The 10703-nt window shown below is 72.7% G+C and carries 7 protein-coding genes; all 7 read right to left on the bottom strand.

Going from position 1 to position 10703, the window contains the following annotated elements:
* Positions 1–293 precede the first annotated feature (293 nt).
* The 7 genes from AB0959_RS50060 to AB0959_RS50030 all read right to left on the bottom strand — a co-directional run bounded on the left by AB0959_RS50060 (position 294) and on the right by AB0959_RS50030 (position 10484).
* On the bottom strand, positions 294–812 hold the full coding sequence (locus AB0959_RS50060; protein ID WP_366833673.1) for a methylated-DNA--[protein]-cysteine S-methyltransferase: 519 nt from the start codon (positions 810–812) through the stop codon (positions 294–296).
* Between the two features lies 1 nt (position 813).
* Complete coding sequence (locus AB0959_RS50055; protein WP_366833678.1) at positions 814–2247, bottom strand: AlkA N-terminal domain-containing protein; 1434 nt, start codon at positions 2245–2247, stop codon at positions 814–816.
* Positions 2248–2598: 351 nt separating this feature from the next.
* Entirely contained in the window at positions 2599–3663 is a 1065-nt protein-coding gene (gene rsgA, locus AB0959_RS50050) for a ribosome small subunit-dependent GTPase A (RefSeq protein ID WP_366833677.1), read from the bottom strand.
* Between the two features lie 309 nt (positions 3664–3972).
* Positions 3973–5784 (bottom strand): glycoside hydrolase family 15 protein, encoded by a 1812-nt coding sequence (locus AB0959_RS50045; protein WP_366833672.1) that lies wholly within the window; start codon positions 5782–5784, stop codon positions 3973–3975.
* A 195-nt stretch (positions 5785–5979) separates the two neighbouring features.
* The gene (locus AB0959_RS50040; RefSeq protein WP_366833671.1) at positions 5980–7470 is read right to left on the bottom strand and encodes a cellulose-binding domain-containing protein; all 1491 of its coding nucleotides are present in this window, start codon (positions 7468–7470) and stop codon (positions 5980–5982) included.
* Positions 7471–7777: 307 nt separating this feature from the next.
* Entirely contained in the window at positions 7778–9097 is a 1320-nt protein-coding gene (locus AB0959_RS50035; RefSeq protein WP_366833670.1) for a radical SAM protein, read from the bottom strand.
* A 379-nt stretch (positions 9098–9476) separates the two neighbouring features.
* Complete coding sequence (locus AB0959_RS50030; protein WP_366833669.1) at positions 9477–10484, bottom strand: hydroxyacid dehydrogenase; 1008 nt, start codon at positions 10482–10484, stop codon at positions 9477–9479.
* Between the last annotated feature and the right edge of the window lie 219 nt (positions 10485–10703).

Here is a 10703-nt window from a genome sequence, read left to right as displayed (position 1 = left end):
GGGGGGGGGGGGGGGGGGGGGGGGGGGGGGGGGGGGGGGGGGGGGGGGGGGGCGGGGGCGGGGGGGGGCGCCGCCCCGCCCCCCCCCGGGGGGGCGGGGGCAGTCGGCGCTGATCACGGCGAAGGGTGACCGTCCGGACCTGACGGTGGCGCCGGTGCGGCCGAACGGGGATGCGGCGAGGTGGGGGTTGCCGGAGGCCGGGTGAGTGGCGGCCGGTGAGTGGCGGGGGATTGTTTTCGCCCCCGCCGCCCCTACCCGTCCCCTCCCCGGGGCTCCGCCCCGGACCCCGCTCCTCAAACGCCGGAGGGGCTGTTCTCCTCCCGAACCGCCGCCCCCTCCAGGCTCAGGAGCCGCAGCTTGCGGTCGAGGCCCCCGGCGTACCCCGTCAGGGAACCGTCCGCTCCGATGATCCGGTGACACGGGCGGACGATGAGCAGAGGGTTCGCCCCGATCGCGCCGCCGACCGCCCGAACCGCGACCCGGGACGCCCCGATCCGCGCGGCGATCTCCCCGTACGTCACGGTCGCCCCGTACGGCACGTCGTCCAGCGCCTCCCACACCCGCTCACGAAACGCCGTACCACGACCACGCAACTCCAGCCGGAACTCCTTGAGTTCACCGGCGAAGTACGCACCGAGCTGTTCCTCCGCCGCACGGAAGACGTCCGGGGCGTGCCGCCACTCGGGCTGGAGGACCCGCCCGCCCTTCTGCCCGGGCACGGACACGGACGTCAGGGCTCCGGAGCCGTCGCCGGTGAGGAGGAGGGGGCCGACGGGACTGTCGACCTGCGTGTAGTAGGTGAGCTCGGACATGTCAGACTCCGGTTTCCTCTCGCTCCGACCGGCATGCGGTCCTGAGGTGCTGCAGGGCGTACGAACGCCAGGGACGCCAGCTCTCGGGGACGTCCTCCCCCGGAGGCCCGACGTCCGGGTCACCGAGGGCACGGGTACGGATCACGGCGACGGTCCGGGCGTCCATGCCCGGCAGCGCCAGCATCGCCTCCTGCGCGTCGTCCCGGTCCGCGCCCGCGTCGAGCCGCAGCGCCCCGTCGGCGAGCACGGCAGCGAGCGCGCCAAGGGTGCCCCGGCCGCCCTCCGCCTCCGCGAGCGCGGCGGGCTCGGGGAACACATGGGTGAGCGTCCCGCAGGGGGCGTCCAGCGCCTTCCCGTACATCCGCACCAGCTCCCCGGCCCGCACGGCGCCCACGACGGCGCGTACGGCCAGTTCCTCCGGGTCGGCGGCGCCGGGTGACCGCAGGCCGGGCCTCGCGGCGACCAGCGCGGCGATCCGGGGGGCGCGGCCGAGCCGCTCGTCCACGGCGTACGGGTCGGCGTCGAGGTCGAACAGCCGCCGCAGCCGCTGCACGGCGGTGGTGAGATCACGCGGATCACCGAGCCGGATGCGCGCGTCGAGCCAGCCACCGTGCCCGCCCGCCGAACCGCCGCCCGCTCCCCCACCGGATCCGCCGCCCGGCCGCTCGTCGACCGCGACGATCCCGTGGCCGTACGGCAGTCGCAACGTGCGCCGGTAGACGCGCCGCCCGCGCGGGCCGCTGACGTCCTCGACGCCCGCGACCGCCTCCTCGGCCAGCAGGTCGAAGACGGCGGCGGCCTGGTACGGCCCCCGGTAGGCGAGCCGCAGCGGAATCCCGGCGGACGGGGCGGCCGCCCGCCTGCCCGTGCCGCCCCGGCGAGGCGCGGCGGCGCGCAGTTCGGTGGGCGTGGCGGCGTACACGGCGCGGATGGTGTCGTTGAACTGCCGCACACTGGCGAACCCCGACGCGAACGCGATCTCCGTGATCGGCAGATCGGTGGTCTGCAACAGCACCCGCGCGGTGTGCGCCCGCTGCGCACGGGCCAGCGCCACCGGTCCCGCGCCGACCTCGGCGGTGAGCTGCCGCTGCACCTGGCGGGCGCTGTACCCGAGGCGCCCGGCCAGCCCGGCGACGCCCTCCCGGTCGACGATCCCGTCGCCGATCATGCGCATGGCACGACCGACGACGTCCGCGCGTACGTTCCACTCGGCGGACCCGGGCACCGCGTCCGGCCGGCACCGCCGACAGGCCCGGAAGCCGGCGCCCTGGGCGGCCGCGGCGGTCGTGTAGTACCGCACGTTCCGCTGCTTCGGTGTCACCGCGGGGCAGCTCGGCCGGCAGTAGATCCCGGTCGTCTCGACAGCGAAGAAGAACTCACCGTCGAAGCGGGCGTCTCTGCTCCGCACGGCCTCGTACCTGGTCTCTTCGTCGATCACGTTGTCCAGTCTGCGGGATCGCCTCCGGCGGGGCTGGCGGATTTCGGACGCGACGTTGAGGTCCCCGTCCCCTGGGTCCCCGCCCCGGACCCCGCTCCTCAAACTCCCCCAGCTACCGCTGGGAGGTGCCCCCAAGGGGCTGGATTGTGCGGGCGACGCTGAACGTTAGCGGCCGGGGGCTGGGGGTACGGCGGCGCGGACGGGCTGGTTTTTAGGGGCGCGGGGAACTGCGCGTTTTAGGTGCGCGGGGAACTGCGCGACCAGCCCCCACGCACCCGCACCCAACCAAGCCACCCCAGCCCCCCGGCACGCCAGGGGCCTGGGGGCGGCAGCCCCACGGCGCCGCACCTACATCCAGCGCCCCCTCTTCACCTCCATCGCCGCGCGCCCCTCCGCCCCCTTCCTCTTCCATTCGCGGCGGATCTCCGCCCGCGCCCTGGCGTCCGTCTTGGCGACGATCCGCTGGTTCTCGCGGAGCAGCTTGCGGTAGCTGTCGAGGCGTCGTTCCGGGAGGTCACCGGAGTCGACGGCGGCGAGGACCGCGCAGCCCGGCTCCGCGACGTGCGCGCAGTCGTGGAAACGGCACTCGGTGGCGAGCTCCTCGATCTCGGAGAACACCTGGCCGACCCCGGTGCCGGCGTCGAAGAGGCCCACGCCGCGCAGTCCCGGCGTGTCGATGAGCACGCCCCCGCCGGGCAGCGCGAGGAGGTTGCGCGTCGTGGTCGTGTGGCGGCCCTTGCCGTCGACGTCACGCGTGGCCTGGACCTCCATGACGTCCTCGCCGAGCAGGGCGTTCGCGAGCGTCGACTTGCCGGCGCCGGACTGCCCGAGCAGCACGGACGTTCCGCCGGAGATCACCGCGGCGAGGACGTCCAGGCCCTCCCCGAGCTCGGCGCTGACGGGCAGCACCGGCACTCCGGGCGCGCTCGTCTCCACGTCCTGCACGAGGTGGGCGAGCGTGACCGCGTCCGGCACGAGGTCGGCCTTGGTCAGCACCACGACGGGCTGCGCGCCGGACTCCCAGGCGAGCGCCAGGAACCGTTCGACGCGCCCGAGGTCCAGTTCCGCGGCGAGGGACACGGCGACGACCGCGTGGTCGACGTTGGCCGCGAGGATCTGCCCCTCGGACCGCTTGGAGGAGGTGGAGCGCACGAAGGCGGTACGGCGCGGCAGATACGTCCGTACGTAGCGGGGGTTGCCCGCGGGTTCGACGGCGACCCAGTCGCCGGTGCACACGACGCGCAGCGGATCGTGCGGCGTCACGAACGCGGTGTCGGCGCGCACGACCCCGTCGGCGGTGATCACGTCGCACTGCCCGCGGTCGACCCGGATCACCCGCCCGGCCACGAGCCCTTGGGCGTCGTACGGGACGAACTCGTCCGCCCACGCCTGGTCCCAGCCATAGGGGACCAGAGCCGGCAAGGCGGCGGAGGAGGAGAAAGCAGAAGAAGACGAAGCAGAAGAAGACGAAGCGGAGGAAGACGAAGCGGAGGAAGTCAAGGGAGACCCTTCACAGGGTGGTCCCGGCGGCGCGCGCACGCGCGCGCGGTTAAGGAAGGTGCGAAAGGTGTCGCGGTGTCAGCCGGTGACCACGGAGGTGGACTTGATGGATTCCTGGATGCGGGCAGCGCCCATCGCAATGACAGCCATCGGTCAACACCTCCTGTTTCTCGTCCGGTTCGGCGAGGTGCCCTCACCCTAGCGGGACCTCACGGACACCCGTCAATCGCTTTTCCGCAGCACACCGCGCCGGTGCTCCGTGGCGTGCCGGTCGAGTTCGTACGCCACCCGGATGAGCGGGACGTGGGTGAACGCCTGGGGGAAGTTGCCGAGCTGGCGGTGGGCCGCGGGGTCGTACTCCTCGGCGAGCAGGCCGACGTCGTTGCGCAGGGACAGCAGTCGCTCGAACAGGTCGCGGGCCTCGTCCTCGCGGCCGATCAGGAGCAGCGCGTCCGCGAGCCAGAAGGAGCAGGCCAGGAAGGCGCCCTCGGGGCCGGCGAGTCCGTCCGGGGAGAGGCCGCGGCCGCCGGCCGAGTAGCGCTGCGCGAGTCCGTCCGCGGCGAGTTCGCGTCGCACCGCCTCGACGGTGCCGACGACCCGGGGATCGTCGGGGGGCAGGAAGCCGGTCTGGGGGATGAGCAGCAGCGCGGCGTCCAGTTCCGGCGATCCGTACGCCTGGGTGAAGGCGCCTCGGACGGGGTCGAAGCCCCGGTCGCACACATCGTCGCGGATACGGTCCCTGACCTGCCGCCAGTGGTCTGTGGGACCGGGGCGTCCGTGCTCCTCGGCGAGGCGGACCGCGCGGTCGAAGGCGACCCAGCACATCACCTTGGAGTGGACGTGGTGGCGGGGGGCGCTGCGGGTCTCCCACAGTCCCTGGTCGGGTTCGGTCCACACCCCTTCCAGGTGGTCGAGCAGGAGCCCCTGGAGGGAGACGAGATGGTGTCGCGGGCGGAGGCCGGAGCGGATGGTGAGGTGGAGGGTCTCCATCAGCTCACCGGGTACGTCGAGCTGTCGCTGTCCGGCGGCCGCGTTTCCGATGCGTACGGGCCGTGAGCCCTCGTACCCGGGCAGCCAGTCGGCCTCCCACTCGGTGAGGCGGCGTTCGCCCGCGATGCCGTACATGATCTGGACGTCCCTCGGCCGTCCGGCCACCGCCCGTTCCAGCCAGCCGCGCCAGGCGTCGGCCTCGGCGGTGAAGCCGCTGCGCAGCAGCGCTTCCAGGGTGAGGCCCGCGTCGCGGAGCCAGCAGTAGCGGTAGTCCCAGTTGCGCGGGCCGCCGATCTCCTCGGGCAGGGAGGTGGTGGGGGCGGCGACGATCCCGCCGGTGGGTTCATAGGTGAGAGCCTTGAGTGTGATGAGGGAGCGGGCCACGGCGTCACGGTAGGGACCGTCGTACGTCAGCGGCCGCAGCCAGTCCCTCCAGTACGTCTCCGTGGCCCGCAGCGCCTCGAAGGCGTCCACGGGGCCGGGGGCGGGCAGGTGGGAGGGGTGCCAGGCGAGCACGAAGGGGATCCGTTCGCCGGCGCCGACACGGAAGCGGGCGGTGTGGGCCTCGCCGTGGCCGGTGAGCCGCACGGGGGTGCGCAGCCACACCGACTCGGGACCCGCGATCCCGGTCAGGGCGCCGTCCGCGCGGCGCATCCAGGGCAGGACGCGCCCGTAGTCGAAGCGGAGCCGCAGGTCCACGTGCATGTCGACGCCGCCGGACAGGCCCTCGACGATACGGACGACGCAGGGGGCGTCCTCGCGGGGCGGCATGAAGTCGGTGACGCGGACCTGGCCGGTGGCCGTCTCCCACTCGGTGTCGAGGACGAGCGTGTCGCCTCGGTAGCGGCGGCGGGCGCGCGGGCCGCCGGGCCCGGCCGGAGCGATCAGCCAGCGGCCGTTGTCCCGGTCACCGAGCAGCGCCGCGAAGCACGCGGGCGAGTCGAACCGCGGCAGACACAGCCAGTCCAGACTCCCGTCCCGCCCCACGAGCGCCGCGGTGAGCAGGTCCCCGAGGAGGGCGTAGTCCTCGATGCGTCCTGGCATGGGCTCAGTGTCAGGGCGGTCGGCGGCCCGGGCATGCCGGGCGGTGCGTTCGAGGGGGAGGGGCAGCGCCCCGACAGGGGCGCGGGGCTGTGACAGTTTGCGGCTCCGCCACGTGGGCGCGACCAGCCACAATCAGCCCGCGGCCCCGACACGACAGCACCCGGCAGACGCCGAGGCACCCCGCTCAGGACACCGTCAGCTCACCTTCGTACAGCTCCGACCGTTGAGCGTGAAATCACGAGGCACGGAATTGTCCCCCTGCCAGGAAGCCAGGAACCCCACCCCGAAGGTGCCCCCCGCGTCCACGGACCGGTTGTAGTCCGCGGCGGTAGCCGTCACGCGGGCGTCGTCCTGGTCGTAGGTGCCGTCCCACATCTGGGTGACGCGCTGGCCGTCCTTGAAGGTCCAGCCGATGCGCCAGCCGTCGAGGGCCTTGGTGGAGGTGACGGTGACGGTCACCTGGAAGCCGTCGGGCCACTCGTTGACGATCTCGTAGCGCAGGCGGCAGGAGGAGTCCGACTCGTCGGGCTCGACCGGCCGGTGCGTTATTCGGGCCGGGGAGGAGCCCTCGCCCTGCGGTTCCGGATCGGTGACGCCGGCCGGGGTGCGGCTGGCGTCGGCGCGTGGCGCTTCCGAGGGATCGCCCGAACTGTCGGACGGCAGCGGTGCCACGGTCGGCAGCGACACGTTCGGGTCCGCCACGGGCTGACGGCTCGACGGGTCGTCCTGGGCCAGGTTGCCGCCCTCGGAGCCGAAGGGCATGAGGGAGACGGCGAGGGCGAGGACCGAGACGATTCCGGCGGCCACCAGCATGCCGGTGCGGCCGACACGGGGCTTGGGCTCCCCGCTCGGCGACAGGCCCCGGTCGACGCCCGACAGGTCGGCGCGGCCGGGGATCAGTCCGGACTCGGCGGCCCGGCGGCGCCGCTCCAGGTAGGCGTGGCCGCCCCAGCCGATCACACCGCCGGCGAGCGCCGCGGGCAGTCCGCCGCCCTCCGTCCGGAGGCAGGCGGCGGCCTCGGCGCACTCGACGCAGGTGGCGAGGTGGCGCGAGAGGTCCTCAGGGGTCTCCGTGCCCGACGAGCGGGTGACGGCGTCCAGAAGCCGGGCGTAGTTGCGGCATTCCGCGTCCATGGGCGTGTCGACGTGGTTGCGCTGGCAGCGCTCCCGGAACAGCGAGCGCACCTGGGCGAGTTCCCCGGCGGCGTTCGCCGGGTCGAGCCCGAGCCGTCGGGCCACGACGGGCAGCGGCAGCGCCTCCACCTCGGCCAGCCACAGCAGGGCGGCGTCCGGCTCCTGCATGTCGCTCAGGCCGCGCAGCGCGAGCGGCCGGTTCAGGGGCGGGCCGGTGTAGCGGGCGGCCTTGTCGGAGTTGAGCCACAGCCGCAGTTCGGGGTCGAGGCGGGAGCCCCGGCCGTGCGCCTCCCAGGCCGCGGCCGTGCTGCGGACCGAGGTCAGCAGGAAGGGGATCCTGGGCAGCCGTAAAGCCCGTCGGCCCGTGCCCCGTCCGGCTCTGGCCTCGTCGGCGCGAGCCTCCTGTATGCCGTGCGTGAACGCCTCGGTCGCCAGCTGAGTGGCCGAGGCCGACCCGGAGGTGCACAGGTCGGCGTAGGAGAGGACCGCGTCCCAGCACTCCGAGAGCAGCGCGGCTTCGGTGGCGTCCTGGGGCTTCGGCAGGTCGGGCATGGGGCTCCTGCATCCACAGAGAGAGGTGCGTCAGTTCTGAAACGGTGCGCATCCACAATGCAAAGGACAACTCGCCTGAAAACCAAGGGAGTTGGGGGTGTCTCACGACAGGCCCCGAGCTTTTCACGGTTCCCACACAACTGACAAGCCGCATGTTCAAATGCGGTTACCGCCGGTTGCAGCTGGTGGGTTGTACGTACGGCGGCATCCATCGACTCACCCGCCACAGAAGTTACTCGCCAAAGCGAGCCCCCTCGTACACCCCGGGGCGTACAAGGGGGCTCGTGAGCCTCGGAGCGCGCCGCGCCTAGGCGCCCACGCGCTCGTCGACCGGCAGGCTGTCCATGAAGGAGCTCACCGAGAAGACCGCGCGGCCGGGTCCGGGCGGGCCGTATCCGGGCGGGTACGACAGCCCGAAGTCATCCATCGTGGAGCGGTACGCCTCCAGCAGCCGGATGTGGTACTCCAGCGGCGCGCCCTGCGGATTCGCCTTGCCGAGCGGGGTGGTGGGCTCCGGGCACCAGGTGGTGAACCGGGGCGTGATCCCCTGGGACATGAAGAACCGCAGCCCTTCCGTCGTCGACGCGATGGCCTCGTCCACGGTCGTGAACCCGAAGGGTTCGGCCATCTCCACGCCCGCGACGAAGTTGGGGATCACGTTGCGCGCGCCGAAGATCTCCGCCGAGTCGAGGATGCGCTTGTGCCACTCGTCGCGGCCGACGTAGCGCTCCTTGCCCGGGCAGTAGAGCTCGAAGAGCCGACGGTCCCACACCTCGTAGTTGGGGTGGTAGATCTGCACGCCGTAGTCCTTGAAGCGCTGCACGTCGTCGCGGGGCAGCGCCTGGGCCACCACCTTGCCGATCCACCGCCCGGGGAAGCGCTCCTCGATGGCCTTGGCGTAGTGCCCGTAGAAGTCGGCCTCGTCCCGCCCGGCGACCTTCGACGTGATGGCACCACCGGTGAGCGTGTACGCCGTGGACGCCTTCGCGGTGTCGTACCGGTCGATGATCTCCAGCGCCTCCAGGACCTCCTCGACGTCCTTGACGCCGGTGTACGGGCGCCCGGCCGCCTTGTGCTGGCGCCAGTTGTGGTTGATGTCGCAGTACTGGCACTCCTCCTTGGCGCCGAAGTACTGACACACCCGGAACACGGTGAGGTAGATCAGGTACCCCCACTGGATCGTCGGGGCCACCTCCATCACCGACTTACCGTTGGCGAGCGTGTGCCGGTAGTACTCCGGCATGGGCGGCACACCGACGTCGGCGATGCGCTTGCCGTCGAGGTAGAGCCCGAGGACCCCGTCCTCACCCGCGGCGACCCGGTACGGCGAGGTCGGGTTGACGCGCACGGACACGACGGTGCGGCGCAGGTCGTAGGGGCCTCCGGTGAGGATGATCTCCTCCGGGGGGCGCCGCAGCGCGGCCTCGCCGAGTTCGGGCAGTGTGCCGTGGTCGAAGGAGAAGATGAAGTACGACTTCGGCTTGACCTCGCCGCTCTCGTTGTCGCTCAGCGCCGAGGCGTCGAAGGCCACGCCGCCCCTCAGCAGGTCCTCCTTGAAAACGGCCTCCCGCGGCACGTGCGGGAACCGCTCCATCAGATCCTCGACCAGCGCGGTGCGGCTGCCCATCCCGTTTCTCCTCGCTCCATACTCGTTGCTCCACTCCTCACGGTATGCCTCCGGGTGGGGGTGAACGGTGGCGGGGCCCGGCTTTCGGCGGGGCGGGCGTGGGGACGGGGCGTGTTTTCTTCGCCCCCGCCGCCCCTACCCGTCCCATCCCAGGGGCTCCGCCCCTTCGACCCCGCACGGGGCTCCGCCCCGGACCCCACTCCTCAAACTCCCCCAGCTACCGCTGGGAGGTGCCCCCAAGGAGCTGAATTTTCAGCCCCTCCGGCGTTTGAGGACGAGGCCGCAAGGCCGATGCGGGGGTCTGGGGGTGCAGCAGCCCCGCCGCGCGCAACCCCCAGGGATGGGACGGGTAGGGGCGGGGGGGGGCGAAACAACCCCGTCAGGCCGTGCGCTCCAGCACATCCCCGTCGATCGCGTGAGCCAACGGCTGCCCGGCGCCGAGCCGCTCGGCCTCTTCCGTGACCGCGAGGCCCAGCCTGGCCACCTCGTTCCCCTGGGAGCCGGCGAGGTGCGGGGTGATGAAGGCGTTCGGCAGGTCGAGGAGCGGGGAGTCGGCGGGCAGCGGCTCGGGGTCGGTGACGTCGAGGATCGCGCTGAGGCGCCCGGCGCGCAGCTCGTCGACGAGCGCGTCGTGGTCGACGAGCGCGCCGCGCGCGGTGTTGACGAGGACGGAACCGTCCGGCATCAGGGCGAGTTCGCGGCGGCCGATCAGGTGGTGGGTCTCGGGCGTGTCCGGGGCGTGGACGGTGACGATGTCGGAGGTGCGCAGGAGGTCGTCGAGCGGCAGCAGGGGGACGCCGAGTGCCGCGGCCCCGGCTTCGTCGACGTACGGGTCGGTGAGGCTCGGCCGCAGGTCGAAGGGGTGCAGCAACTCGATGAGGCGGCGGCCGATGCGGGAGGCACCGATGATGCCGACGCGTCGGCCGTGGTTGCCGATGCCGGGGACGATCTCCCAGCCGGGGTGCACCCGTTCGGTCCTCAGGCGCTCCCTGCTCACGAGGATGTCCTTGCCCGCGAGCAGGATCATGGCGAGCGTGTACTCGGCGACGGGCAGCGCGTTGGCGGCGGCCGCCGAGGAGACCGTGATCCCGCGCTCCCACACCGCGGGTGTCGTGAAGCCCTTCACCGAGCCCGCGGAGTGCAGGATCGCCCGCAGTTTCGGTGCCGCGTCGAGCACCGCCTCGTCGACCGCGGGGCACCCCCAGCCGGTGACGAGGATCTCGGTCGCGGCGAGCACCTCCCGTACCCGCGGATCGGCGAAGTCCTCTGCCACGACAGTGGGGTCGATGTCCACGGCGTCACGCAGGCGAGCCATCACGTCCGGCGGGAAGATCCGGGGAACGTTCTCGGCGGTCATGGCGAACAGGGCCACGGGACGCTGGGGCAAGGAAGGGGCCTTCCGGCTCATCGGCACAGGGACAGCGAATCGGTCCCAACGTAGGCGGCCGTGTGTGAGGGGGTCAATGAGCCGCTCGGCTAGGGGAGTTGGCCTGGCCGCAGACAGGAAAGCACCCCCGGCGGAGGGGGAGAAGAGAGCCGGGGGTGCTGTGGACGGCGGACGGGGGGAATCCGTCATCCGCACCGGAGACGCGGCAGCCTGCGACCG

This window comes from Streptomyces sp. NPDC046862 (assembly GCF_040704615.1).
Classification (GTDB): domain Bacteria; phylum Actinomycetota; class Actinomycetes; order Streptomycetales; family Streptomycetaceae; genus Streptomyces.
This window is presented reverse-complemented; position numbering and strand designations above follow the sequence as displayed.

Excerpts from the sequence above, each read along its gene's own strand:
- AB0959_RS50060 (WP_366833673.1), bottom strand. The coding sequence starts at position 812 with ATGTCCGAGCTCACCTACTACACGCAGGTCGACAGTCCCGTCGGCCCC.
- AB0959_RS50045 (WP_366833672.1), bottom strand. The coding sequence starts at position 5,784 with ATGCCAGGACGCATCGAGGACTACGCCCTCCTCGGGGACCTGCTCACC.
- AB0959_RS50040 (WP_366833671.1), bottom strand. The coding sequence starts at position 7,470 with ATGCCCGACCTGCCGAAGCCCCAGGACGCCACCGAAGCCGCGCTGCTC.
- AB0959_RS50035 (WP_366833670.1), bottom strand. The coding sequence starts at position 9,097 with ATGGGCAGCCGCACCGCGCTGGTCGAGGATCTGATGGAGCGGTTCCCG.